Here is a 25179-nt window from a genome sequence, read left to right as displayed (position 1 = left end):
GTGGGTCATTGCCTGCCTTGCGCCGCCGGCTTGGCGTGCTTGCCAAGGTGCTTGCCGGGGCTGCTCGCGGCCCTGCGTCCGGCCGAGCCGGTTTCCGCGTCCCGCTCCTGCTGTTCGCACATGCGGCGCACGCGGTCATTCCATGTCTCGTTGCTCACGTGTCCGCGAAAGCTTTCCGCGGAAAGCCCGAAGGAAAACGGCGTGTGCCTTGCGGGATGCTTCAGCATGATCTCGCAATGCTCCATGTGGGCGAGCACCCGTTCCATGGTGGGCAGATGCAGCTCCTGCTCCAGGGCCTCCTGCCGGGCCTGGCGCAGCAGCAGGTGCTCGGGGTCATATTTGCTCAATACGTCGAACAGCAGGCCGGCGGAGACCTGAAGCTGCCGATTGCTGGTGCGGCTTTTTTTGCCCGGCACGCGCGTTTGAACCAGTCCGGCAATCTGTGCCACCTCCTTGAAGCGCTTGCGCGCCAGTTCGCCGAAGTTCACCGCGGTCCGCAAGTCGTCGTTCAGATCCGCGGTTCTGAAGATCTCCCGCCAGTCCACATCCTGCGCCGATATGGGAAGGGCGGGCTGAATCATCAGGCCTATTTCGTTGCACGCCCAGGAGAAGGTGTTGGCGTGCAGCTGGGCCAGGCGCGTCGCGATCAGCACGGCCAGGCCTTCATGCGCGACCCGGCCCGCAAAAGGATAGAAGAACAAGGGGCGTGCCTTGCCGTCCTGCTGCGTCCCTACCTGCTCGATGAGCAGCTGCCCCTCGTCGGGAACCAGGGAGCGCTGGGCCTGCAGGCTGAGGATGGGCACGAGCCACTGAAGCTCGCGCGTGGGCGGGACCTCGCCCTGCGCGCTGGAGCGCGCAGCCTCGTACATGAGCTTTTGCATGCGCGCTCCCAGCCGGGAGGACATGGGCATCAGCGAGCCCGACCAGGTGGCCGTGTGTGCGCTGGCCCCGGCGCTTCTTCTAACCCATGCGGTTTGGTTTTCCAGGCGGATGAGCTGCAGGCTGCGGCCCGCGAAATTGAACACGTCGCCCCGGTTCAGGCGCGCAATGAAGGACTCGTCGACCGTGCCCAGCCTTGCGCCGCGCAGGTACTGGACGCTGACGGCGCCGTGTGCCGTGATGGTGCCTATGCCCATGCGGTGCATGCGCGAGACGGCGGTATTGGCCGGCGTGCAAAAGCCCTGGCTGCATTGCAGGCGCTCGTACTGCGGGTACTGGACCAGCGAGTCGCTGCCGTGCTCGAGAAAGGCAAGGACGGAATTCCACTGCGCCGGGCTCAATTCGCGGAAGGCGGCGGTGCGGCGGACTTCGTCGTACAGCTGCCGCGCGTCAAAGCCTCCCGCCAGAGCCATGCTCATCGCATGCTGGCTCAGCACATCGAAGCACAGCGACAGCGGCTCGCGGTTCTCGTAGATCTGCGCCTGCGCGAGTTCGCGCACGGCTGCGAACTCGGCCAGCTCCAGGGCCTGGGTGGCGACGGCATCCACATGCACGGCCGTGCCCGGGCGGTGCTTGGCCCGGCCCGCGCGCTGCACCATGCGGGCGACCGAGCGCGCGCCGCCGACCTGTATGACCCTGTCCACGGCCGGAAAGTCCACCCCCAGATCCAGGCTGCTGGTGGCCACGACGCAGCGCAGCGTTCCCGCGCGCAGCCGCTGTTCCACGTCCAGGCGCACCTGCTGGTCCAGTGACCCGTGATGGATGGCCAGCGTGGCGGCGTCTTCGGCCCAGATGCTGGCCAGCGCGGTGTGCCACAGCTCGGCCTGCGCGCGCGTATTGGTGAACACGATGCTGCTGCGCGTGCCGAAGACCAGCTTCGCGACTTCGCCCAGATTGGCCAGGCCCAGGTGCCCTGCCCAGGGCAGGCGCGTGTGCAGCGGCGGCGCAATGGTGTGCAGGTGAAAGGGCTTGGGCCGCGCATCCTGTATGAGTTCGGGCCGGGCGCCGCTCCAGGCGCTGAGCAGCACATCGCCGGCCTGCCGGAGATTGCCGATGGTGGCCGACAGCGCCCATACCCGGGCTTGCGGCGCGAGCGCCTGGATGCGCGCCAGATTGAGCTGCAGCAGCACGCCGCGCTTGCTGGGCAGCAGCTCGTGCCATTCATCCACGATGATGCAGCGCAAGTCCATGAACTGCGCATGGCTGCGCTCGTGGCTGAGCAGGATGGCCAGGGACTCGGGCGTGATCACCAGCAGCTGGGCCTTGCCTGTGTCGCTCAGGCGCTTGTCGCGCGCGCCGGCATCGCCGGTGCGCATGGCGACCTGCCAATGCGGCAGCATGGCCGCGACGGGCTGCGTGATCCGTTCCCGCGTGTCGCTGGCCAGGGTCCGCAGGGGGGTGATCCAGAGCATGCGAAAGCCTTGCACGGTCGCAGTGCGGGGCGTCTGTTCCTCGGCCATGGCCTGGATCAGCGGCCCGCCCAGCGCGGCCAGGGTCTTGCCCCGGCCCGTGGGGGCCGAGATCAGGCCGCTCTTGCCCGCGGCATACGCCCGCCAGGCCTGTTGCTGGAACACTGCGGGCGCTATGCCCTGGCTGCCTAGCCATTCGCGCCATCGCCAGCCCGCGCGCTGCAGGGCCCGCGCGCTGGGCGGATTCGGACGGCCAGGTGGGGCCGCGGAAGGGCGGCTTTCGCGCCTATTCATCGCAAAGCTCCAGCAAGGCGCTCAAATGGTCGGCGTCGCGCGCCGTCTTGTCTTCGCGCCAGCGCAGGATGCGCGGAAAGCGCACCGCCACGCCCGACTTGTGGCGCGTGGAGCGGTTCACGCCTTCGAAGGCGATCTCGAAGACCAGCGCGGGCGTGACCGAGCGCACGGGGCCGAAGCGCTCCAGCGTGTGGCTGCGTATCCATTTGTCCAGCCGCAGGATTTCGGCATCGGTCAGGCCCGAATAGGCCTTGGCCACGGGCACCAGCGTGTCCTCCTTCCAGACCGCGAAGGTGTAGTCGGTGTGCAGCGTGCTTCTGCGGCCGCTGCCGCTTTGCGCGTAGATGAGCACGGCGTCGATCGTGAAGGCGTCGACCTTCCACTTCCACCAGTCGCCCCGCCGCCGCCCCTGGCGGTAGGGCGAGGACAGGGACTTGAGCATCAGGCCCTCGGCCTGAAGCTGCGGGGCCTTCTCCCTCAGGGCGGGAAGCTCCTCCCAGTTGTCGAAGTCCACCCGGGGCGACAGGCCGAGGGCGGGCGAGCGGGCCTGCTCGAGCAGCCGGGCCAGCTGCGCCCGGCGCTCGCGCAACGGTTTCTCGCGCAGGTCCTGGCCATCGAGCTCCAGGAGATCGTAGAACAGAATGCGGGCCGGCACGGTCTGCAGCAGGCGTGCCGAAGGCTTGCGCTTTTGAATGCGGCTTTGCAGGGCCACAAAGCCGCGGGGCCGCTGCAGCTCGTGGTCCCAGGCCAGCAGCTCGCCATCGAGCACCAGGTCTGCAGGCAGCCGGGAGGCGGCTTCCTCCAGTTCGGGAAAACGCCCGTCCAGCCGCTCCTCGCCCCGCGACCAGAGGTAGGGTGCATGCCCCTTGCGGTGGACCAGCTGCACGCGAATGCCGTCCCACTTCCACTCCACCAGCCAGTCGCGCGGATCGCCCAGCTCCGCGGGCTCCTGCGCAAGCGGCGAAGCCAGGTAGAACGGATAGGGCTTGTCGCGCAACTGGGCATTGGTGCCCGCGTTCATCAGGGCCTCGAAGGCCTGCGCGCTGGGCTGCCATTCGCCCACCATTCGATGGGCCATGTCGGCCGGCGAGATGCCGGCCAGCGGCGCAAGACTGTTTTGGAGCGTGCGCCTGGAGACGCCTGCGCGCAAGGAACCGGTGAGCAGCTTGTTGAACACGAACCGGGATGGCGTGTCCAGCTGCTGCCAGGCGGCCTGTATCGCCAGCTTGCGGCTGGTGGCGTCGAGCGGCACCAGGGGCAGGAGGAACAGCTGTGTCCATTCGTCAAGGCGGCTGTCGTTGTCGGGAACCCGGAAGGCGAATTCCATCGGAGCCTGGCCTGCAGGGGGCAGCACCGGCTGCGGGATGGGCGGCTCTTGAGCCTCCGGGGCACCGGCCCGGCCGGCGCCACGCTTTTGCCAGGCGGCGACCAGCAAGGCCAGCGTCTCCGCCAGGTCTCCCACCTGGCGGTAGCTGTCGTCCACCAGCCAGGCCGGCCATTGGGTGAGCTCGCTGGCCCACTCGCGCAGTTCGGTCGTCTTGGCGATGCGGTTCATTCCGGTGTTCACCTTGCCGCCGCCTAGCACATACACGGCCCAGCTGGCCTCGGCCGCGTCAACGCTGGAGAAATAGTGCTGCAGGGCGAGCTCGCGGTCGCGCGTGCCCGCAGCCTCGTCCAGTGCCTGGTACAGCTGCACGAAACGGTTCATTCCACCGCCTCTTCCTCGTCGCCATAGGCAGTCCTGAGCCGCTCGGCGCGGATGCCGCGCTCCTGCAGGTAGGGAATCAGGGCGTCCGTGTTTCCGTGCGTGGCGATGACGCGCCGCGCGCCGCTCTGGTCGATGGTGTCGATCAGGTCCTGCCAGTCGGCGTGGTCCGAGATCACGAAGCCGCGCTGCACATTGCGCCGGCGGCGGTTGCCGCGCAGCTGCATCCAGCCCGAGGCCAGGGCCTGCTCGAAGCTGCGAAAGCGCCGGCACCATGCCGAATCCTGCGCCGAGGGAGGCGCGAGCACGAGGCGGCCCGCGAAGTCCGTGTCCGGCGGCACCTCGCTCACCAGCTCCGTGGGCGCCAGCGTGATGCCGGCCTGCCGGTAGACCTCGACGCCGCGCGCTATCGCACCATGCAGGAGCACGGGCGCATCGAGCCGTCCGTCCAGGCCCGCGAGCACGCGCTGCGATTTTCCCAGGCTGTACGCATACAGGATGGCGGCCTTGCCTTGCTCGCGGCAATGGGCTATCCAGTGCAGCACCCGCTGCACCTCCTGCATGGTGGAAGGCCATGCGTACACGGGATAGGCGAAGGTCGCCTCGCAGATCAGGCTGTCGCAGCGCACCTGCTCGAAGGGCTCGCAGGTCGGATCGGGCTCCCGCTTGAAGTCGCCCGTGAAGACCCAGACTTCGCCGGCGCGTTCGACCCGTACCTGGGCCGAGCCCAGGATGTGCCCGGCCGGATGCAGGGATACCTGAACCTCGCCCATGCGGATGGGGGTGCCGAAGGGCAGAGGCCTGATGTTCTGCTCACCCAGACGCCAGCGCAAGATGGGCTCGGTGGTGGGGCTGCAGATGTACTCGCCCATGCCGTCATGCGCGTGGTCCGAATGTCCGTGCGTGACAAAAGTGCGGTGAACCGGCTTCCACGCGTCGATGTAGAAGTCGCCGGCCTCGCAGTACAGGCCCTTGTCCGTCAATACGATCAAGTCCTGGCGCGTGCCGTTGGCAGACTCATGTGTAGCGAGCATGGAAGGATTCTGCAAAACAGGCGCTAAGGCATGCGTCAGTCTTCACCGACTTGAACTGCCGTCAAAAGAGGGGGACAGCCGAATGGACACATCGTGATAGGCCCGGAATCGGTTGCATACCTCGAGCTTTGTGGAGATTTCCTTGCCTCCCCATGGGCTCGACACGAGGCGCCATGAATGAGCGGGATACCTCGAAGGGTTCAGGGCCGGGACGGTCGAGCAGATCAAGCGCCTATGGCGATGCCTGGCGTGTCGGCCAGCCCGTTATCGGCAGATGCCAGTGCTGCCGATGTAAGCATGCACTCGCTATTGCAAGGTCTTGGCCCATTTCTTGCGTAGCAGCTGGGCCGAGGCGCTGGCGCGGCGCTTGCGTTCTTTTTCGAGCCAATGCCCCATCTTTGCCGGCTTGCTGTTCTTGGAGGGCCACAGCAACGGGTTTTCGCGCAGGAGTTTTTCGCTGGCCACGACATCATTCAATTCACCGAGCGACTTCAAGGTCTGCCTGAGGCGACGCAGCGTTTTTCGTTGATCGCCGGACAAGGCCGGGGCCAGAAGCTCCAACAGGCAGCGGGCCTTCTTGCCGGCCTTTCTGACATCGTGAAATGCCGCCAGGTCCGGCTTCTTGGCTGCCAATGCCTGTTGGAGTCTTTTACGCAGCAGCTTTTCGGCTTTGGCAACGCGAATCTCTGCAAAGGCTTTAAGGGTTTCTTTTTGCTGTCCCGCAGCCACAGAGGTGGAGGCCTGCCGCAGGATTTCCTGCAGCAGCGGCTGCAGGGCGGAAGGTGACAGCTGGTCCTTGACGTCTTCCACGGCGGCTTGGCGAGCCGCCGATATCTGGGAAGCGGGCAGAGCTGTGTCTTTCATGCGCAGGTTCAGCAATGCGAGCAGGATGTCATGGTCGCGAACACGGCCGGCGGCGCCCGCGACGGATTGGAAGATGCTTCTCTGCCGGGCATATTCTCTTGCGTCCATCATGGGGCGATAGAACCACCATAGCGACTGCAGGCTGCGCATCGACACGCGCAGCTGATGAAAGCCTTCGGCGCAAGGCTTGCTGGCAATTTCCCGGGCCTGCGCGATCACCGATTCCGCAAGGGGTGACGCAAGTTCCAGGAAGAAGGCTGCGGCGCCGGCTTCGCTTCGTCTTGTGGTTCTGGCCATGTGCGTTCCTGAACTCCACTGACAGGCAATCAGGCGGATGGCGGCACAGGGCGCAGCTAGGCGGGGCGGTGCACCAGAACCGGAATGTTGCTGTTGACCAGAACGCGCTGGGTTTCGCTGCCCAGCAAAATGCCGGTGATGCCCTTGCGGCCGTGGGATGCCATGCAGATCAGGTCGCACCGGCTGTCCCGGGCCTCCTTGACGATGGCTTGGTGGACCGAGACATTGGTCACCCGCACGGTTCTGCAGGGCACGCCCTGTTCCCTGGCCAGGTTTTCCGCGAACTGCAGGACCCTGTCGGCTTCCAGTTGCGCGCTTTTCTCGAATTCGGCAGCGTTGCACGTCAGCAGCGCGTCCGCACCGTAGATCATGACCGCATAGTCAGGCATTACATGCAGCGCGGTCACCTGGGCGCCTTGTTCCTTGGCGAGCTGGATGCCTGAACGAAGTGCGGCCTGCGAGAGTTTCGAGCCGTCCGTAGGAATAAGCACATGTTTGAACATAGCTGGCCTCCTGGGGTGATGCAGAGGGCGTGATCGCCCGCTGCGCCGAATACCGGTAAGCGAATATTCCTACTGCGCCGCGCGGCCTGCAATGCCCTGGCTGCAAATTGCCGCTGTTTCTTGATGAATGTCAAGGTGGGCGGGCCTGGCTGCATCCAGCAGCCTATGCCTGCGCCTGCTGTGGTGCTGCGGCCCAAGCAGCCCTGGAGACGATCTGCGGGCCAACGGTCGATGCGCCGTTATAGCCACCGTTGGCTCTTTCTTCGTGGGATGCGTTGAGGAGCTGAAAGGCCAGGTAGGCAATGCCCGCTGCGCAGAACAGCAACAAAAGCATTTTCCAACCAGATTCGGGCATGGGGTACTCCTTGCGTCAGATCGATATCTGGATATCCGGATTTTCGCGCACTCAAAGCCCCATGGGTGCAGCCTGTCTTCGTTTTCTGCGGCCTGCGCGCTTTGCTACCATCCGCCCCGATTCATTGGGAGGGATATGAAAAAGTCGACGTATCAGGCAATCGTGGTCGGTTCCGTGGCATTGCCGATTGTGGGGATGGTCGCCGAGGTGGCATTCGCCCTCATTCCCGAGCCGCTGGAGGCATTTGTCGCCGGCCTCTGGTGGGACACGGAGATGAGCGTGATGGACTGGGTCTATCTCCTCGCCCTGATTGCTCTCTTCATGCTGGGTATGGCCTCCTGGTACGGGCTGCTGCGCACCAGAAGCTGGGGCCCCCGGTTTTCCTTGTGGATGGGTGCTGCAACGTGGGGCTTTCTCTGCTTTGCACCGCCGCTGGCGATGTCCGGCCTGGGCTACTCGACCGCCACACTGGGTAGCGCCCTGTATGGGGTGGCGCTTGCGCTGCCGTACTGCTCGCCTCAGGTGCGGGAGATGTTCTGGCCTGCAAGAGCCTGAGCGTGATATGCCCCGGGGCGCCCAGATGCTCTGCAGAGCAGTGGGCATAGCTGGCAATATTCGGCGCCTGCCGGCATGCCAGGAACAAAGGCTGCCGCGATCCGCTGTCTCATGAAAAGCCATGTTGCATGGTTGGCCGGGCGAGAGGTGCTTGAATGGCATGTCTACCACTGTCAACTGCGAGCAGAAAAATGCGTTTACCAAGAAGCTCTTTTTTGCGGATCGCCACTTTTGCAGCGATCGCGGCAGGCACGGCAATCGCCGTGTCCGGCTGTGCCGTTTCCGTGCCCGTCGGCGTCAAGCCCGTCGTCGGTTTTGATGCCAGGCGATATATGGGCACATGGTATGAGCTGGCCCGAATCGATCACCGGTTCGAGAAGGGGCTGACACGGACATCGGCGCACTACTCGCTGAACGACGACGGGACGGTCAAGGTGGTCAATCGCGGCTTCGATGCCTCCAGGCAGGAATGGCGCGAGTCCGAGGGCAGGGCGCGCTTTCTGGGCGATCCTTCCATTGCGGCGCTCAAGGTGTCATTCTTCGGGCCGTTCTATGGCGGCTATAACGTGGTGAGCCTGGACGACGGCTACCAGACCGCCCTGGTCGTCGGCAGCAGCCCGGAGTATTTCTGGCTGCTGTCGCGCAGCAAGCAGATCCCCGCGGACAAGCTCAAGGCTTTGCTGGAAAAGGCGCAGGACCTGGGGATCGATCTGAGGCGTGTCCTGCTGGTCGAGCAGGAATAGGCTGGGTACCCGTCTTTCGGGGCTTGCGTCCTGCCCCGGCGAGCGACTGCTCCAGCATTGAGTTCAAGAGGTCCGGTGCTGACAGGGCGCATGAAAATGCGGCCGCATGGCCGGTACCGGACAGGAGGCATGCGCTGCCACCTGTGGCACGCGAACACTGATCCTGGTGGCGTGGGGGTAGCGCCGCATCGCATCGGCGGCTGCGGCGCAGGTGCTGGGGAACAGGGCTGAATAGCAGGCTCCGGCGACCTTGATGATGCAGTACCTCATGTCCAGGGCCTTTCATGGTGGGTGAACGGTTTCCTTGAGTATCGGCATGTTTGTTTCTAAATGAAACAAAAAAATGATGCATCAGTACTTCTGCCGGGAAAGTACAGGCATGCTGGCCCGCCTCCAGCAAAAAGGCCCGCGAGCGCTTGCTGCGGGCCTTTTGTAAAGAGCCGGTGCCACTACAGGCACGCCTGGGAATGAAAAATAGTGGAGGGAGCCCCAAGCCCGGCGTAAAAAGGTACAAGCCACTGCGATGGAGAGGGGGCTCTGCCTGGGCAGATGCTTCCACATGGTCTATCGGCCTGTATTCGTCGATTGTAAATCATGATGTTACCAAAACATACAAATAATGAGGGCATCTACGGGTCCGTATGTGCGTGGCTACATGTATCGGGACAGGCCGCGCCCTCTTCGGTGCGGAAGTACAGAGCGCCAAGCTGTGACAACCTGACTACTCTGCCTGTCACGGCGTTGTCCGGAACCGCGTTCATGGTGCTGCCGGCTGCCTGCCTGGCGCCGGAGCTTGCCCGGGGTAAGGCAGGCGCGGAGCAAGGTAACAAATGAACAAGCTGCGGCAGGCGCCCTCTGCATAAACTGTCCATGTTCAGACGGAAAGGACTGTTATGAAAACGCTGCTTGCCTTTTCAGCCGTGGCAATGCTTTTGTCCGGTTGCGTGGGCTACGGACCTGACCGCGGCTATGGCTACCAGGAATCTTATGGCTACCGCGATGGATATCGGTACCGCGACAGAGACCCGGCGGACCGCTATCGCCAGGACCGCCGCTTCGATGAACGCGGCCGCGGCTGGTCCACCAACGGCGAGCGTGGCAACCAGGATCCACGGTTTGACGACAGTGGCCGGGGATGGAAGCCCGACGGCTCCGGTTACCAGAGGTGACCTACCTCGGAGAAGCCCAAGGCCGCTGACAAGAACCCACGCCGGCGGGTTTGTGCTTTATCTGTGCAAGTGCCTGGTGGGTGGTTCAGGCCATATCCAGCAGGGGCAGCATTTCGTTCAGCCGGCCCATTGCGTTCTCGCCTTCCAGGGCGGAGAGCTCCTGCAGTATTTCTTCGTCTTCCACCATGGCATAGGCCATGGACCAGTTGGCGAACAGGCGTCGGTTGCCGGTGTTTTGACGGTATTGGGGATTGAACTCGCAATGCCGGGAATCGGCGGCGATGCGCTGGATCAGAGCGTCCAGAGAGGCTTTCGGCCCCTCGATGTATTGGCAGAAACGCTCGCCGTCAAATATCAGCACGCCAGTGATGTGATTTTCCGAATTGAAAGCCCGTGCGGTTTTGACGATGTCTGCAACGCAGTCGATGCCCGCATCCGATGCGAGCCTGCTGGTGTAGAGAAATGCCTCGGTGGGACTGCTTTGCATGAATATCCATTTCCTGATGGGTTGCTCTGAAGTGACCGGGCAACCCTACCATGCAATATCACTTTCATTCTTGCTCCATGATGACGAGGCAAAACCGCAATATCCGATTGCGCATGCAGTGCTGGACTGGAGCCGGAAAAAACTTCGTTATGCACCGTGCTGACGCAGGACACCGTTCTGCAATGCCCGGGGCCGCCACCTGTCGTTGAAACCCATGGCCGGCAGTGCCGAGCCCCGTGCGTATCCGGAATTCCCGAGCGGTATGAATCAGCCGATGCCGGCATCGAATATCAGGTCGCGAATACCGTGGCGGACGGGAAATTCCTGTTGTTCGAAATGCATGTACGGATTGCCTGGATGCGCGCGGAGGGCATTTTGTCGCCATGTGCTGATGCAGTTCGATGCCCAGGCAAAGGTCTGCCTTTGGCAAGAGGTTGATTGCCAAAACGGGCAGGAATCGCCAGGTGGCATCCATGCAGGCGTCGAACGATTGCTTCTGAAAAAAGAGCGCCTGGCGCCTGACTACAGGGCACTGCAAAGTGCTTTCATTTTGAAACTGGCATGCTGACTGCGGTAGCTGCTATGGAAAAAACGCGTCGCTACACAAAAAGGACTGCAAGGCCATGGTGACCTGGCGGAGCGGCACAGTGCAGGAGCAGCAAAGCCAAGGGCGGCATGGGCTATTGCGTAAACAGGTGTTTGCGTGCTGCAGGGCGGGTACGCCAGCCTGGTTACAAGTCCAACATCTCGGGATGGGGATGTAACAGCCTTGCGCTCTAGACTGCATCCGTGTTCAACAGCCCAGGAGCTATTACATGACGAAGTTTTCTCTGCGTTCCATTCCAGCGGTGATGGTGCTTGCCACGGCGGTGGTCGGCGGTATGGCGGCCCACGCAGCAGGTGTGGGCGTAGGTCTTGGTGCCGGAGCCGATACGGGTGTGAATGTCGGGGGAGTCGGTGTCAGCATCGGCGCCAATGCCGGCATCCAGGGCGATACCCGGGCGCGTGCCATGGAGCAAAGCGGCGGCGGTGCGGCTGCGGAAACTCGCGGCGCAGCCGCGGTGGCGCCGGGCGCGGCAGTCGATGGCATCGGTTCTGGAGCCGCCAGCGCCGCTTCCGCGACCGGCCATGCGGCAGCCAGCGCCGGCCACAAGGCGGCGGGTGCCGTGCAGCGCGGCCAGGCCCAGCTGCGAAGCTCTGCCAATTCCGCAGTGGATGCCGCCACCCATGCCAATGTAAGAGCCCAGGGCCGGGCGGGCGTGGAAGCGGGCGTGCGCTGACGGCGTACCGCCATCGGCAACCTTGCGCGGGCGCCTTCTGCATCGGGCAGAAGGCGCTTTTTCTTTGCCGCCGCCAGTGCTCTCGAAGGGGAAATGCGGTGCCCCTGGTGGAAAAAGGCCGGCCTGGTCATAGAAACCATACGCGGAAATGCCATGCTCCCCTGAGGCGCCAATAAACCGACAGAAAAGGAATGGCCAGGGACGTCAGAAGCATTTCCGCGACATGTGCCGGCGAATGGGAGGTCGTGCGCAGGCGCCGGACCGCAAATGCCAATGCCAGTGCCAGTGCGGCCAAAAGGCAGGCCAGGGCGGCCGGCCATGCGCCGGTCACGACCAGGACCAGTGCCAGTCCCGTCAGGCCCGCGATCGCATAGTAGTCCCAGGGTGGACGGGCCCGTATCTCGCTGCGGTAGCGCGCGGGATGCTTGCGGTAGAGCAGTGCATCGAAGTAGACGTTCTTCTGCTGCCGCAGCGAGACGCCCCAGCGCTCCGGGCGTACCGGATGCCTGACGACCGCGGCCTCGCAGCGGCCCAGGCTTGCACCGGCTGCTTCCAGGCGGAACTGAAGGTCTGCATCCTCGCGCCAGGCCCGTTGGAAACGCTCGTTGAAGCCCTGGACCTGGGCCAGGGCCGATTTGCGCACAAAGGCATTGGCCGTCACGAATGCGGCGCTTTCCAGGCCCTGCGTCATCCGTTCATGGTCCGTGGGCCGCGTTCCCAGGCGATTGGCGGGTGAGGGGACCACCACCCGCCCCGCCATGGCCGCCCACCCGTGCAGCCGCATGGCATGCAGCCCCTGGGCCAGCCAGTCGCGCGCGGCAAGCGTGTCGTCATCGGTAAAGGCAATGATTTCGGCCCGCGCCGCGTGCCAGCCGCAGTTGCGGGCGGCAGCCGGACCCTTGCCGTGGGAGGGGCGCAGGTAACGCAGAAAACCGAGCGGTTGCTCGGCGCTCGCGCGCTCCACCAGCTCGCGTATTTCGTCGCTGTGCCCGTCGTCGACCACCAGCACTTCAAAGCGCTCCTTGGCAAGGGTCTGCAGCGTCAGGGCGCGCAGGCACCGGATCAGAAGCTCCGGGCGCTGGAATGTAGGTATCACTACCGACACGCTGGGAATTGTCATTCTTTGCCTAACTCTGTGGGACATGCGGCCAGTCCAGGGGCCCGCTCGCTCCATGGCCTGCGCCCGGCGCGGAAACGGGTCCCACGCCAAATGCGTGCAGTCCACCGGAAATGGGATGGACGCGGCAATTCCTGTGCCGGCCGTAGCAGGTGGGCAGGCGCCGGCATGGTGAAGCCTGCAGGCGCGGCCGAGCCGCAAGAAAGCCTGCAGCAAAAATTGCTGCAGATAGCGTCGGCTTCCGGAGCGCTTCGCGATCCGCGAAAGGTTTTTCAGGCACGGGCATTGCCCCGGGTCTGCACCGCGACTGCACAGACCTCAGCTTCATGAACACTCTCGGAATCAATGCCGCCTTCCACGACAGCTCCGCCGTTCTGGTCCAGGACGGCCATGTTGTCGCCGCCAGCGAAGAAGAGCGCTTCACCCGCATCAAGCATGCCAAACGGCCTGTACCGTTCACCGCCTGGGAGCTGCCCTTCCACGCGATCGACGATTGCCTGCGCCAGGGCGGGATCGAGCTGAGCGACATAGACCATGTGGCATACAGCTTCGATCCCCGCCGCTTCATGGGCCCGCGGGCCGCAGGCGAAACCATCACCTTGCCGCTGGAGCCCTCGGCCAGGCCGGCCGACGGGTGGGAAAGCGTGTGGGATCCGCTGTTCGCCAGCTACATCATCAATGCGCCGCGGCAGCTGGCCAGCGGCGCACCCCACCATCTGCGCCAGCGCTTTCGCAACGTCCGTCCTGACGGGCCCTACCGCTTCCATTTCATCGACCACCATCTGTGCCATCAGGCCAGTGCCTTTCTGGCCAGCCCGTTCGCGCAATGCGCGGTGATGACGCTGGACGGCCGCGGCGAGGACGCTTCCACCACTTACGGGGTCTACTACGAGGGCCAGTACGAGGCGCTGGGCGATGTGCGGGTGCCGCATTCGCTGGGGCTGCTGTACGAGCAGGTCACGCAGTACCTGGGCTTTCTGCATTCTTCGGACGAATACAAGGTCATGGCCCTGGCCGCTCTGGGCAATCCCGCCCGCTACCACGGCGTGCTGTCGCAGAGCATCTGTGTTCATGAAGCCGGGCGCTATGAAATAGCGCCGCTCGATCTGGCGGAGTGCTTCGGGCCGCCGCGCCAGCGCGGGGAACCTCTGGAGCAGCGCCACTTCGACCTGACCGCGGCGCTGCAGACGGTGCTGGAAGAGACGGTGCTCGAAATCGCCGCCTGGCTGCGCTCCGCTTCGGGGCAGCCGCTGCTGGCCATGGCAGGCGGCGTGGCGCTCAACTGCGTGATGAATGCGCGGCTGCGCGACAGCGGCATCTTCGACCAGGTCTGGGTGCAGCCTGCCGCCGGCGATTCGGGCACGGCCCTGGGTGCGGCCTTGTGGGTCGACTCCCGCATGCGCCGCAGCACGGCCAGCGAAAGCCCCGTGGTTGCCTCCACGGAGGAGACCGTTTACTTCGACGGCGGCCCCATGTCCCTGGGCGAGCGGCGCTGGACCATGTCCCACGCCTACCTGGGGCCGCAATACAGCGACGATGAAATAGAGCAGCAGCTGCGCTGGTCCAAGCTGGACTATGTGCGGCTGTCGGATGTGGCTGCCACCACCGCGCGCTTGCTGGCCGCCGGCAAGGTGATAGGCTGGTTCCAGGGACGCATGGAGTTCGGGCCCCGGGCGCTGGGCGCGCGCTCCATTCTGGCTTCGCCGCTGGAGGCGTCCATGCAGGCGCGGATCAACGAGCTCAAGGACCGGGAGGATTTCCGTCCGGTGGCACCGGCGGTGCAGCAGGAGCAACTGGCCCAGTGGTTTCGACCCGCCACGGCCAACAACGGCCAGGCGCCCTTCATGCTGTTCGTCTATGACGTGGAAGAGACGCAGGCCCGGCGCATCCCGGCCGCCTGCCACGAAGACCTGACGGCACGCGTGCAGACCGTCTCGGCCGACACCAATCCGCTGTTCCATGCCGTGCTGGAGCAATTCGGCCAGATGACGGGCGTTCCGGTGCTGATCAACACCTCCTTCAATGTGCGCGGGGAGCCCATCGTCTGTTCTCCCAAGGATGCCCTCAATGCTTTCTGGAGCACGCCGCTCGATGCGCTGGTGATTGGCAGCTTCCTGCTGGAAAAGCCGGTCCGCCCGGGTATGCAGGAGAGCGCCTGATGCTTCCCCCCCTGTCCCGCCGCCCCGTGCTGGTGACCGGAGGCGCGGGCTTTCTCGGCAGCCACCTGTGCGAGCGCCTGCTGGACGAAGGACATCATGTCGTGGCCCTCGACAACCTGAGTTCCGGCAGCCTGGACAACGTCGGCCCCCTGCTCAACCACCCGCGGTTTGTCCTGCTCTGCAGGGATGTGACCGCGCCCATCGAGATCACCCCCTCATGCATCTTCAACCTGGCCTGCCCGGCCAGCCCGCCCTTCTATCAGCGCGATCCCGTCAAGACCACGCTGACCAGCGTCATCGGGACGTGGCGCATGCTCGAACTCGCCCGCACTCACCGTGTGCCCATGCTGCAGGCCTCGACCAGCGAGGTCTATGGAGATCCGCTGGTGCATCCGCAGAGCGAGGATTACCGGGGCCACGTAAGCATCATGGGGCCGCGGGCTTGCTATGACGAGGGCAAGCGCTGCGCGGAAACCCTGTGCTTCGACTATCTGCGCAAGTACGCAACGCCAGTGCATGTGGCGCGCATTTTCAATACCTACGGGCCCAGGATGCTGCCGGGTGACGGGCGCGTGGTAAGCAACTTCATCGTCCAGGCGCTGAGGGGGGAATGCATCACGCTTTATGGGGACGGACGGCAGAGCCGTTCCTTCTGCTTTGTGCAAGACACCATCGAAGGCCTGGTGCGCCTGGTGTCCAGTGCCATCAATGGCCCGGTCAATCTGGGCAATCCCCATGAAATATCGATGCGGGATCTGGCCGGGCACATCCTGCACCTCACGGGAAGTCGCAGCCGCGTGGTCCACCGGCCGCTACCCGAGGATGACCCGCGCCAGCGTTGCCCGGATATTTCGGTGGCCCGGCAGCATCTGGGCTGGTGGCCGCGCATCTCTCTCGAGGAAGGGTTGGTGCGAACCATTGCGCATTTCCGGGAGGTGCTGGGCAATCGAGCGGCAAGCCTTGCGGCCCCTGGATGAGTCTGGAGGGCATGCCCTGGCCTTGCACGCCATAGTCCAGCGGTCTCGCCGCCTATAACGCGCTCTGCGGCTTCTGCATTGTGGGAAGTACGGTTAGCAACGCCGGAACAGTTCGTTACCATGCTTACCGATAACGGGAGATGGTATGGCTGATTGTCTGTGCGCATTGAATGTCGCGGCGGTTCTGTTTGGTGTGGCGTCCGGTGCCCTGTGGCTGTTTTCGCTGAAGATCGCCGGGGCTTTCCCGGAGAGTTGCCTGACCGAGCCCAAGGCGCTGATGGACGATGTTTTGCACAAGCAGAACATGGTGAATGTGCTGGCAGCCGTGATTGCCAGCCTCGGCATTCTGTGCCAGGTGGCAGCCATGCTGATGCGGGGGAACTAAGGGGCGCACCGGCAGCTTCTGCCGGCGTGGAGCCGCAAATCTGCCTGCGCGCGCGCCTTTGAGGCGGTGTGACGGGAGCTCTCCCGGATTGTGTTTATTTGCACAAACGCCTATTTGGATACATATCTATATAGCGTGTTTCAATTGATTTTAATTAATTCATTGAATTTACATATGAACGGGTGAGCATGCAGGGACTGGCTGGATGGATGTGGCCGGCCATCGGCGGATCGGCATGCCGCATGTCGATCCTCAAGTTCCGTTGAATGCATGGACCTCCCATGATCAGACCTGCTATCGAGGTGCTGGGCTCAGGTGCCCTCAAGTCGTACGACATGGCCCTGTATGTGCTTGCGCACGGTTACGTGGTGTTCGATACCACGCAGCAGCATGCCAGGGACCTGGCGGATGAAATCGAGAAATTGCTGGCACTCCATCACATCGAGGTGGAGTTCGGCACAGGCGGATCCACGCGCATCATCCACTTCCTGCTTGATGTGGACAGTGGCTATTCGTTCGTGGAATTCGCCCGATGGGTGAGCATGCTCAGCCTGCGATAGATTGGCAGCATGCGTCTGTGAAGAGCCCGCCCATGCCGGCTTTGCCGGGGGGGCAGGTCTGTCGCGTCATCTTCCGGGCAAGCGGCCAGGGCATCATCCTTGGTGCAGGTGTTCGCGAATGTGGCGCCTCGCCAGACGCAGTGCGGCCTCGTCGGCCTCGGTTTTCGAGGCGAAGCAACGTGCATCGGTGACGCTGCCGAGTTCTTTTCCTGCCGCACTGTGCAAAGTGGCTGACGGTTGCCAGGACTGCGGTGTTTCGCCTTGGCGGGAGTCTGGCGTGATGGTCACGCCCATGAACAGGAATCCACTCATAAAGTCTTTCTGCAAAACATGCATCTTGCCTCAATCGCATGGGCTTGGTCGGCAACCAGCCGCGCCATGATATGGGTACGGCGTTTGGGCATTAAATCGCTTGAAGAATGCGTGAATCTGCAATACCGGTGGAAGCCGGATTGCCGGAGACTCGTAAACAGGTGTGAATCACATTCATTAATCTGTTACCGCTATAGAAAGAGTAATGTAACGGTGTAGGCTCATGCCGACGGACTTCGCGCTGCATGCCGGACATGGAACCTGCTTCAGGTTGTTTAAAGTGAATTCACTCCCTTTTGTTGGCGAGTAATTCCATTAAATGAATTGGTGGCCACATCAATTCGGAAAACTATCGGAGGTTCTATGAATGAAGATCGCATTGTTGGTAATTGGAAGCAATTCAAGGGCAAGATCCGCGAGCAATGGGGCCGGCTGACCGATGACGATATCGATGTGATTGCCGGAAAGAAATCCCAGCTGCTTGGGAAAATCCAGGAGCGCCAAGGCCTCGCCAAGGAAGATGCTGAAAAACAGCTGGCCGAGTGGCAAAGTCGCAATCCCGATTTCCGCTTCGATGAGTGAGTGGACTCATTGACCGCAATATGCTTCCTCGCCCTCGCGCGGGGAAATCAAGACATTTAAAGGAGTTTCCCATGCAACTGAGTTCCAGAATTGTGACCACTTGCGCCGCGATGATGCTGGCTACTTCGGCGTTCGCCCTGACGCCTGCCGAACAGAAGGCTGAGAAGGACCGCATCAGCAATGAATACAAGACGGCCAAGGACCAGTGCAAATCCCTCAAGGGCAATGCCAAGGATGTGTGCCAGGAACAGGCCAAGGGGCAGGAAAAAGTTGCGCTGGCCGAGTTGAAATATCAAGCGGATGCCAGCGAGAGCAACCGGCTGAACGTGGCCAAGACCAAGGCCGACGCAGACTATGCGATTGCCAAGGAAAAATGCGATGACCTTGCCGGCAATGAAAAAGACGTCTGCAAGAAGGATGCCAAGGCTGCCCATGTCAAAGCGCTGGAGGCTGCAAAAGTAGCCGATGTGCGCAATAACCCTTCGGCGACGGCTGGTGATGTCGCCGAAACACGCAGGGATGCCAGCGACAAGGTGCGCGAAGCCGATTACAAAGCCGCCAAGGAACGCTGCGATGCATTGTCTGGCGATGCGAAAAATGCCTGTACCGAAGATGCCAAACGCAGGTTTGGGCAATAAAGCATTAAAAAGGGCCTCCAGGCCCTTTTTTTATGGTGGCTCAATACGAAAGGATTAAGCGAGGAAATATCCTGTAGCGAAAAAAGCCGCTGAAAAATTTCTAGAAGGCTTCGGTGCTGAACTCATTGGATGGCGGATTCTGCGAGAGAATGCGCAAAACCTCTTCCGGCGAGAGAGGGGCAGGCAGTGGAGCAATCATCTTATGCTGCGGTGCCTGGATTGCTGGACAGGCGGCGTAAAGATAAGTCATTGCGCGCTCCGGGGGTTGACGGTTATGGAGTGACGGCCCATTTATTCAACGCATTCGTGCCCTGCCATTGTCAAGGGGCAATATGAAGCGCGCATGACACAGGCCCGGCCGAAGGCAACATTCGGTCCCGTGCTGAGCCGAATCCCGCCGGATGCGCGGAGGCGGTTGATCCAGCAGCTTATGGGTCGCGCAGGTCTGTACCAGGCTGGCGGGCTGCATCGAGGGCCGGGTGCCCCAGGCCAAGGCCCAGTGTGCCGCCAGTTGCCATGCCTGCTCCTCCTTGTCCGTTGCCTTTGCCCTGACCGCTGCTGCCTGCATTGCTGCCTCGTCCTGTGGAAGGTGAGCGCAAGGGGCCTTGCCTGGGTATGGACAGATCGCCCGGCACAGCGTCCAGTTCCAGTACGTCGCGGATGAAGTCGCGCAGCGATACCACCAGCGCCGCAGTCTCCACAGGGCGGCCCGCCACCATGTCGTTGGCCGCCTGCACGGCCAGCCGGACCTGTTGCGCCGTCCCCAGCAAAATCACGTCGGACAAGGCGGCTTCGACCGCATCGCGGATACGGCGCCGGCGTTCGGAATGGGGTGGGTTTTCGCTCTCACCCTGCTGTTCGGCGGCCTGCATGCGCAAATCGCGCATGTGGCGGGGATCCACGGCCAGGTTGCCGGTGAACGAGCCGCCCAGGGTTTTGTAGGCTGCAATCAGGGTCTTGAGCCGCTCGTTGATCTGGCGATTCTGGCGTTCGCGGCGCTGCTGGATGTGCTGCATGGCCAGCAGACGAATGCCTACGGCCACGAATGTCACCAGAACCAGGCCCAGCAGCGTGGAGAGCATGGCTTGCCATGAACTGAAGTCGAGCATGTTGCGCATGCCTTCCAGCCTAGCAGAAGCATGTGGGCGCTTGCGTGGCGAAAGCCGGCCATGCCAACGCATGGCAGGCGGCGGCCCCGGCCTCTGGCAATGTGCGATCGGACGGCCTCTGCATCGTGCAATGCAGGAGAGGCTTTCGGCAATCAGCGCAGCCAGCTGATCATGCCTTGCAGGATGAAGGCATTGATGATGTCGATGAAGAAGGCCCCGACCAGCGGCACGATGAGAAAGGCCTTGTGCGAAGGGCCGTACTGGTTGGTGATGGCCTGCATGTTGGCAACGGCCGTCGGGGTGGCGCCCATGCCGAAGCCGCAGTGGCCTGCGGCCAGCACGGCGGCATCGTAGTTCCTGCCCATGATGCGGAAGGTGAGAAACCCTGCGTACAAGGCCATGACCATGGTCTGGGCAGCCAGGATGACCATCAGGGGGCCGGCCAGATCGGCCAGCTCCCACAGCTTGAGCGAAAGCAGGGCAATCGCCAGGTAGATGGACAGGGCGGCATTGCCGAACACGTCGATGGCCCGGTCGAACACCTTGAAGCCGAAGGCATGGTCCAGCACATTGCGGATGACCACGCCGCCGCCCAGGGCCCAGACAAAGGTCGGCAACTGAACGGCCGTACCCCGGGTCATGCCGGTCATGAATTCCGGAAAGGCCAGGCAGCCGGCGAACAGGGCCAATGTCTCCACGGCTGCATCGGTGGTGATCAGGCGCGGAGTATGGCTGGAGGATTCGAAGTTGGCCACTTGGCTGCCTTCGCCCACGGCGATGCTGTCGGCGGACTGCTGCTCGGCCGCGGTCAGAGGGCGTGCGAGCTGGTGGCGGGTGATCAGACGCTTGGCCAGAGGACCGCCCAGCAGGCCGCCGATGACCAGGCCGAAGGTGGCGCAGGCAATGCCCAGCGCCGTGGCGCCGCCGAGCCCGTACTGGTTTTCGAGCACGGCGCCCCATGCGCCGGCCGTGCCGTGGCCACCCACCAGCGTGATGGAGCCGGCCATCAGGCCGATCAGCGGATCCAGCCCCAGCAGCGTGGCCAGCCCCACGCCCACGCTGTTTTGCATGACGATGAAGACCACGATCACGCCGAGGAAGACCAGCAAGCCTGTGCCGCCTTCGCGCAGCTTCGAGAAGTTCGCGCTCAGGCCGATGGAGGAAAAGAACACCAGCATGAAGGCCGACTGCAGGCCGGATTCGAAACTCAGCGTCAGTCCGGTGATCTGGTGCAGCAGGAAGATGGCCGCGGCTACGACGAGGCCGCCAGATACTGGCTCGGGAATGTTGAACTCGCGCAGGAAGCGGATGTGCCGGGTCATGAGCTTGCCCAGCAGCAGCACGAGAACGGCCAGGATGAGGGTGTAGTACGCACCAAAGGACACGTGCATATCGATTTTTCTCCGCAGGGATTGCCGGCGTTGCCGGGGAAGCGGCGATTCAGGGAGCAGCAGGGAAATGCGTGCATTGCCGCGCCGGGACTGAGCGCAGGGCGGGGTGACGCATATGCAAGGCCGCAGGCGCTGCAGAAAGGGAAGCTGCCGACGCTGATCGCCCATAGGGGAAAGCTGCTTTTTCTTGTTGGACTGGGGCAGCTTGGTGAACAGCCGACAATATGCTTGAAATGCGATGTCTGCGTTCTTGTTCTGCGATATTTCCCGGTGCAGCGCTGGCGTTTGCCGCCGGGGAGCCTTCCACGTCCGTGCCAAGGCGGGTAGCGCCGGGGCCGCGCAATGAAAAAGCCCGCGCTATGGCGGGCTTGGCATGACCGAAGTGCGTGTCAGTGGCGCGGGCGATGCGGTGCACCGCCGCCACCCGAGCGGTTCTCGATGTGGCGGAACGTCAGGCGGCCCTTGTTCAGGTCGTAAGGCGACATTTCCAGCGTGACCTTGTCGCCGGCCAGCACGCGGATGCGGTGCTTGCGCATCTTGCCGCCGGTGTAGGCGATCAGCTGGTGACCGTTGTCCAGCGTGACGCGAAAGCGCGAATCGGGCAGCACTTCGTCCACGACGCCTTGCATTTCAATCAGTTCTTCTTTGGCCAATGGGTGATCTCCTCAGTGGGGGTACAAAAAACGGGATCAGTTCAGCTGGTTGCTCAGCACCATGCTGCGGCCTTCCTTCAAGGCGTAGCGCGCTGCGGTGGCGGCATTGTCGAACTGGTTGATGAAGCTGAAAACGCGGTCATAGACGCCGCGGCGGATGGAAACCGCAGCGGCCACCTGGCCGGATTCGGTAGTTTGGGTGAGCGGTGTAACAACATAGTTGCCGACACGCTCTGCATATTGTTTGGTATTCATCGTGTCAACGATGGCGTCCGCCTTGCTTGGGGCAGCGCCATGAAAATCAAAAAAGCCTGCACCGGGGAACCGATGCAAAGAAAACCTGGCCCCGGAAAATTCGCCGGGAACAGAACGGGCTTGCCGTGGAACTGGAGTGTCAGCCGGAACGCTTGAACGGGATAAGCGCGGCGATTGGCACAGCATGCTGCTGTGAGAGTGCAGATGGCCGCTGCATAGGCAAGCTAGACTGCAGCGACTTTGCGATTATAAGACTTAAAGCTCTTATATGCAAGAGGCATGATGGGCAATCAGATGCCCAGGAACCTGAAGGGCGCCGAGGACCTGAATTGCTGCGTGGCATCGCCCGAAAAGGTGTGGTCCTGGTTAGGACCCAGGTCCAGCTTGAGTACCTTGCCGGTCTGCGCGCTGAAGTCCAGTGCCTTGAGGTCGATCCAGAAGGTATTGGGCGTCAGGGCCGACTCGAAGAAATACAGCTTGCGCTGGTGGTCGAAGACGGTACGCCAGCGCGTGGAGGAGATGTTGGGCTCCTCGGGCGTATTGAGGCCGTAGGGCACGGAGACGTTGCGGATCACGCTGAAGACGCTGGCCAGGGCCTTGTTCGGGTCCTGGTCCTTGGGGATGGCGCCGACATAGAAAGAGGCCCGCGCGAAACGGTCGGCCGCGCGGTTGGTGCCGGGCAGCATGGTGGTGCCGCCGATCTGCTTCCAGTAGGCATTGAGCGCCAGTTGCTGATCGAAGGTCGGCGAGTTGGTCATCACCTGGTATTGGCGGCCATGGTGTATGACCTGGCGGCCGCCTATGTATTCGACGATGGCGCTGTCGCCGCTGGCGTCCGACATGGACAGGTGCAGCGTGGTCAGCCGGTTCTCGCCGGGCACGTTGTCGGAAACGATGGTGAAGGGCTGCTTTTCCAGCGCGGCCACGGCCTCGCCGACGGTGGCGAAATTGTCGAGCACGTACTGCGCCCAGGCCGCAATGGTCAGGCCCGGCTTGCTGTTGGCGTCGAAGCTCGGATACTGGGATTCCACCAGCCACAGCAGGTTGGCATTGAGCCCCGCTTCGTTCACTCCGTCGGTGGTGGATATGTCGTAGCCCGAGGTGATGACGCTGCCATACCTGGATGTCCAGTGCAGCGAGTTCGGGCCGGCCTGGCCCGAGCGCTCCATGCCGCGCGGCAGCACCCAGAGATTGCTGACGATGTCGCTTTTCCAGTCCATGGAGCGGGCCGTGACCACCTGGCCGTTGGCGCCGTGAAACACCAGCCGGGTGCAGGCCCAGGCGCTGGAGAGCGCCGCCATCCCGGAAAGTCCCACCAGCAAAGCGCCCAGGAGAGGGCGGATGGGCGGCGCGGGCTTTTTCATGGGCAACTCCTGGAATGTGAGACAAATGCGGCAGTCTAGGCAGCAGGTGGCGGCTGGCAGGTAGGAGACCGGCGCTTTCAGGCCCTGGCCGCGGGCTTCCTGATCTGGCTCAGGCGCCTGCATTCCCCGGAGGACATGAGGGTGTTACGCTTTCTGCCGCTTCTATTACGGCTTGGCCGGCGCACCTTCCCCAACCCTGGCCTTGGCGCCCGCATGGGAGGCGCTGCTCGCGGAACAGCTTCACCGTCCACTGCTTTGCGGGATAGTTGCATGCGGATGCAACCGGATGTGGCAAGTGCAACCTGCGTGGATTTTCGAAGCGCTGCTCATCCTAGGATGGAAATGTGTTCCATCCATTGCAGGAGTCAGACATGAAACTGCTTACGCCTCTTGTGCTCGTAGCCGCGGCTGCGGCGCTCACGGCCTGCGACAGAAACAAGGCGCCGGCGCCGCAGGTGAATCCGCCGGCATCGTCGAGCGGCGCCGCTGTGCCGCCCGCGCAGGCGCCCGGAGATACCTCGCCCGGCGCCATGCCCAGCCAGCCGAACGGCACGGGCAGCAGCCGGTAAAGAGGGTGTCCGCTGCCTTCATCGGTGTACGCCCTGGCAGGCGAACACGGAATGTATGCTGCATATTTGATAGCTTGCTGCGCGATATGAATATGGGTTTTAATGCAAAAATCCACTGAAGATAAGTATTGGTTTGCGTAAGAAGCTATCCATTCAATAGCAAATCCGTTCTGGGCGATAAAGGGCTGCGGACGCGCGATACTTGCGGCCTGGGCCGGGCCTTCCTGCGAGGGCCCGGCATTTTGCTGGCATTTGCAGGCTGCGGGCGATCCAAGCCGTGCGGCCTCGGTTTCATGACGCGCGTTCACACCTCTGACCCTTTCGATTCCCCGGCGCACTCTTGCATGGATTTGTGGAATTGCCCGGTTGTCCCTCCGCTCGAGGATGCAGACCTTGCTGCGCGTGTGCAGCACAGGCTGGACTCCAAGACCAAGCCGGTCGGTTCCCTGGGCCGGCTGGAAGCGCTGGCGCTGCGCCTGGCCCGCATCCTGGGCACCGAGATGCCGCAGCTGCAGGCGCCGCAGATGCTGGTGTTTGCCGCCGACCACGGGCTGGCGGCGCGTGGCGTATCAGCCTATCCGGTCGACGTGACCTGGCAGATGGTGGAGAACTTCCTTGCGGGCGGCGCCGCGGTCAGCGTGCTGTCGCGCCAGCATGGCATTGCGCTCAATGTGGTGGACTGCGGGGTGGCCCGGGATTTCGCCCCGCGTACACAGGATCCCGAGCACAAGCTGCCGCAGGCCGGAGCGCCGCGCCTGTGGCGCCGCAAGGTGGCCTATGGCACGCAGGACTGCAGCACGGGCCCGGCCATGACGGCCGAGCAATGCCGGCTGGCGCTGCGCAATGGCGCGGAACTGGTCAGAAAGCTGCCCGGCAATGCCCTGCTGCTGGGCGAGATGGGCATAGGCAATACTTCCAGCGCCTCGCTGCTGCTGGCGCGGCTGTGCAATGAACCGATAGAGCTGGTGACCGGCAAGGGCACGGGACTGGATGCCGCCGGCCTGGCCCGCAAGGTGGCTGTGCTGCGGCAGGTGCTGGATTTCCATGCCCAGGTGCGGGAGCCGCTGCAGGTCCTGGCGGCCATGGGGGGGCTGGAAATCGCCACCATGGCGGGCGCGGTGCTGCAGGCTGCCTGCGAACGGCGGGTCATCGTGGTCGACGGCTTCATTACCAGCGCCGCCGTGCTGGTGGCCAGCCGCCTGCAGCCTGCGGTACTGGATCGCTGCGTGTTTGCCCATTGCTCGGGCGAGCCCGGCCATGCGCGCATGCTGGCGCATCTGCTGGCAGACGCTGCGGAGCGGCCGCTGCTCGACCTGCAGATGCGCCTGGGCGAGGGCTCGGGCGCAGCGCTGGCCTGGCCCCTGCTGGTCTCCGCCTGTGCGGTGCTGCGTGAAATGGCCAGTTTCGCATCGGCGGGCGTCGAGGGCGCGCTTGCGCATTGATATGGCAGCAGCAAGCGGGCAGACTGCAAGCC

General features: G+C 63.3%; 26 protein-coding genes. 11 read left to right on the top strand and 15 right to left on the bottom strand.

The window, feature by feature from the left end; translation table 11 throughout:
• Positions 1-5: 5 nt before the first annotated feature.
• The 6 genes from Cte04_RS19605 to Cte04_RS19580 form a co-directional block, all read right to left on the bottom strand.
• Entirely contained in the window at positions 6-2642 is a 2637-nt protein-coding gene (locus Cte04_RS19605) for a ligase-associated DNA damage response DEXH box helicase (RefSeq protein WP_083526762.1), read from the bottom strand.
• A complete protein-coding gene (locus Cte04_RS19600; RefSeq protein WP_066483091.1) occupies positions 2635-4350 on the bottom strand; it encodes an ATP-dependent DNA ligase in 1716 nt (571 codons plus the stop codon). Before Cte04_RS19600 ends, Cte04_RS19605 begins: the two co-directional genes overlap by 8 nt.
• Positions 4347-5381: a ligase-associated DNA damage response exonuclease gene (locus tag Cte04_RS19595; RefSeq protein ID WP_066483255.1), complete on the bottom strand. Its 1035-nt coding sequence runs from the start codon at positions 5379-5381 to the stop codon at positions 4347-4349. Before Cte04_RS19595 ends, Cte04_RS19600 begins: the two co-directional genes overlap by 4 nt.
• A gap of 306 nt (positions 5382-5687) precedes the next feature.
• A complete protein-coding gene (locus tag Cte04_RS19590) occupies positions 5688-6542 on the bottom strand; it encodes a CHAD domain-containing protein (protein ID WP_066483089.1) in 855 nt (284 codons plus the stop codon).
• A gap of 56 nt (positions 6543-6598) precedes the next feature.
• Positions 6599-7045, bottom strand: a complete 447-nt coding sequence (locus Cte04_RS19585; protein ID WP_066483087.1) for a universal stress protein — start codon at positions 7043-7045, stop codon at positions 6599-6601.
• 163 nt (positions 7046-7208) lie between these two features.
• Entirely contained in the window at positions 7209-7400 is a 192-nt protein-coding gene (locus Cte04_RS19580) for a hypothetical protein (RefSeq protein WP_157082193.1), read from the bottom strand.
• 135 nt (positions 7401-7535) lie between these two features.
• On the opposite strand from Cte04_RS19580, the gene Cte04_RS19575 reads away from it, so the two are divergent.
• The 3 genes from Cte04_RS19575 (at position 7536) to Cte04_RS19565 (ending at position 9867) form a co-directional block, all read left to right on the top strand.
• Entirely contained in the window at positions 7536-7955 is a 420-nt protein-coding gene (locus Cte04_RS19575; RefSeq protein WP_066483077.1) for a hypothetical protein, read from the top strand.
• A 191-nt stretch (positions 7956-8146) separates the two neighbouring features.
• The gene (locus Cte04_RS19570) at positions 8147-8698 is read left to right on the top strand and encodes a lipocalin family protein (RefSeq protein ID WP_083526761.1); all 552 of its coding nucleotides are present in this window, start codon (positions 8147-8149) and stop codon (positions 8696-8698) included.
• 893 nt (positions 8699-9591) lie between these two features.
• Positions 9592-9867, top strand: a complete 276-nt coding sequence (locus Cte04_RS19565) for a hypothetical protein (protein ID WP_157082191.1) — start codon at positions 9592-9594, stop codon at positions 9865-9867.
• 85 nt (positions 9868-9952) lie between these two features.
• Here Cte04_RS19565 and Cte04_RS19560 read toward each other — a convergent pair whose 3' ends face one another.
• On the bottom strand, positions 9953-10354 hold the full coding sequence (locus tag Cte04_RS19560; RefSeq protein WP_066483071.1) for a BLUF domain-containing protein: 402 nt from the start codon (positions 10352-10354) through the stop codon (positions 9953-9955).
• A gap of 815 nt (positions 10355-11169) precedes the next feature.
• Here Cte04_RS19560 and Cte04_RS19545 point away from each other — a divergent pair.
• Positions 11170-11634: a hypothetical protein gene (locus Cte04_RS19545; RefSeq protein WP_157082185.1), complete on the top strand. Its 465-nt coding sequence runs from the start codon at positions 11170-11172 to the stop codon at positions 11632-11634.
• Between the two features lie 127 nt (positions 11635-11761).
• Here the strand turns inward: Cte04_RS19545 and Cte04_RS19540 are convergent, their stop codons facing one another.
• Positions 11762-12754 carry a glycosyltransferase family 2 protein gene (locus Cte04_RS19540; RefSeq protein WP_370671041.1) on the bottom strand — a complete coding sequence of 331 codons (993 nt, stop codon included), beginning with the start codon at positions 12752-12754 and terminating at the stop codon, positions 11762-11764.
• Positions 12755-13077: 323 nt separating this feature from the next.
• On the opposite strand from Cte04_RS19540, the gene Cte04_RS19535 reads away from it, so the two are divergent.
• The 4 genes from Cte04_RS19535 to Cte04_RS19520 all read left to right on the top strand — a co-directional run bounded on the left by Cte04_RS19535 (position 13078) and on the right by Cte04_RS19520 (position 16832).
• On the top strand, positions 13078-14910 hold the full coding sequence (locus Cte04_RS19535) for a carbamoyltransferase family protein (protein WP_066483050.1): 1833 nt from the start codon (positions 13078-13080) through the stop codon (positions 14908-14910).
• On the top strand, positions 14910-15887 hold the full coding sequence (locus Cte04_RS19530) for a UDP-glucuronic acid decarboxylase family protein (protein ID WP_066483047.1): 978 nt from the start codon (positions 14910-14912) through the stop codon (positions 15885-15887). Before Cte04_RS19535 ends, Cte04_RS19530 begins: the two co-directional genes overlap by 1 nt.
• A gap of 145 nt (positions 15888-16032) precedes the next feature.
• Positions 16033-16272, top strand: a complete 240-nt coding sequence (locus Cte04_RS19525; protein ID WP_157082183.1) for a hypothetical protein — start codon at positions 16033-16035, stop codon at positions 16270-16272.
• Positions 16273-16553: 281 nt separating this feature from the next.
• Positions 16554-16832: a hypothetical protein gene (locus Cte04_RS19520; RefSeq protein ID WP_066483031.1), complete on the top strand. Its 279-nt coding sequence runs from the start codon at positions 16554-16556 to the stop codon at positions 16830-16832.
• Between the two features lie 93 nt (positions 16833-16925).
• Here Cte04_RS19520 and Cte04_RS19515 read toward each other — a convergent pair whose 3' ends face one another.
• Positions 16926-17168: a hypothetical protein gene (locus Cte04_RS19515; RefSeq protein ID WP_217997594.1), complete on the bottom strand. Its 243-nt coding sequence runs from the start codon at positions 17166-17168 to the stop codon at positions 16926-16928.
• A 339-nt stretch (positions 17169-17507) separates the two neighbouring features.
• Here Cte04_RS19515 and Cte04_RS19510 point away from each other — a divergent pair, with 339 nt between their 5' ends.
• Both Cte04_RS19510 and Cte04_RS19505 read left to right on the top strand, forming a co-directional pair.
• Positions 17508-17726, top strand: coding sequence for a CsbD family protein (locus Cte04_RS19510; RefSeq protein ID WP_066483027.1), 219 nt, complete (start codon positions 17508-17510; stop codon positions 17724-17726).
• A gap of 71 nt (positions 17727-17797) precedes the next feature.
• Positions 17798-18364 carry a hypothetical protein gene (locus Cte04_RS19505; protein ID WP_066483024.1) on the top strand — a complete coding sequence of 189 codons (567 nt, stop codon included), beginning with the start codon at positions 17798-17800 and terminating at the stop codon, positions 18362-18364.
• Between the two features lie 428 nt (positions 18365-18792).
• On the opposite strand, the gene Cte04_RS19500 is transcribed toward Cte04_RS19505, so the two are convergent.
• From Cte04_RS19500 to Cte04_RS19475, 6 genes are all read right to left on the bottom strand, one after another.
• Positions 18793-19482: a hypothetical protein gene (locus Cte04_RS19500; RefSeq protein WP_066483020.1), complete on the bottom strand. Its 690-nt coding sequence runs from the start codon at positions 19480-19482 to the stop codon at positions 18793-18795.
• 143 nt (positions 19483-19625) lie between these two features.
• A complete protein-coding gene (gene gltS, locus Cte04_RS19495; protein WP_066483011.1) occupies positions 19626-20864 on the bottom strand; it encodes a sodium/glutamate symporter in 1239 nt (412 codons plus the stop codon).
• Between the two features lie 389 nt (positions 20865-21253).
• Complete coding sequence (gene infA / locus Cte04_RS19490) at positions 21254-21517, bottom strand: translation initiation factor IF-1 (RefSeq protein WP_066483009.1); 264 nt, start codon at positions 21515-21517, stop codon at positions 21254-21256.
• Positions 21518-21553: 36 nt separating this feature from the next.
• Positions 21554-21772 carry a hypothetical protein gene (locus tag Cte04_RS19485; RefSeq protein WP_066483007.1) on the bottom strand — a complete coding sequence of 73 codons (219 nt, stop codon included), beginning with the start codon at positions 21770-21772 and terminating at the stop codon, positions 21554-21556.
• A gap of 290 nt (positions 21773-22062) precedes the next feature.
• Positions 22063-23136, bottom strand: coding sequence for a linear amide C-N hydrolase (locus Cte04_RS19480; protein WP_066483006.1), 1074 nt, complete (start codon positions 23134-23136; stop codon positions 22063-22065).
• Between the two features lie 331 nt (positions 23137-23467).
• Positions 23468-24013: a hypothetical protein gene (locus tag Cte04_RS19475; protein ID WP_157082181.1), complete on the bottom strand. Its 546-nt coding sequence runs from the start codon at positions 24011-24013 to the stop codon at positions 23468-23470.
• 36 nt (positions 24014-24049) lie between these two features.
• On the opposite strand from Cte04_RS19475, the gene cobT reads away from it, so the two are divergent.
• Entirely contained in the window at positions 24050-25147 is a 1098-nt protein-coding gene (cobT, locus tag Cte04_RS19470; protein ID WP_066483001.1) for a nicotinate-nucleotide--dimethylbenzimidazole phosphoribosyltransferase, read from the top strand.
• The last annotated feature ends 32 nt before the right edge of the window (positions 25148-25179 follow it).

Origin of the sequence: Comamonas terrae (assembly GCF_001544075.1) — a bacterium.
Lineage (GTDB): Bacteria > Pseudomonadota > Gammaproteobacteria > Burkholderiales > Burkholderiaceae_C > Comamonas > Comamonas terrae.
The sequence above is the reverse complement of the archived record's forward strand: the minus strand, read 5'-3'. Positions and strand labels throughout refer to the sequence as shown.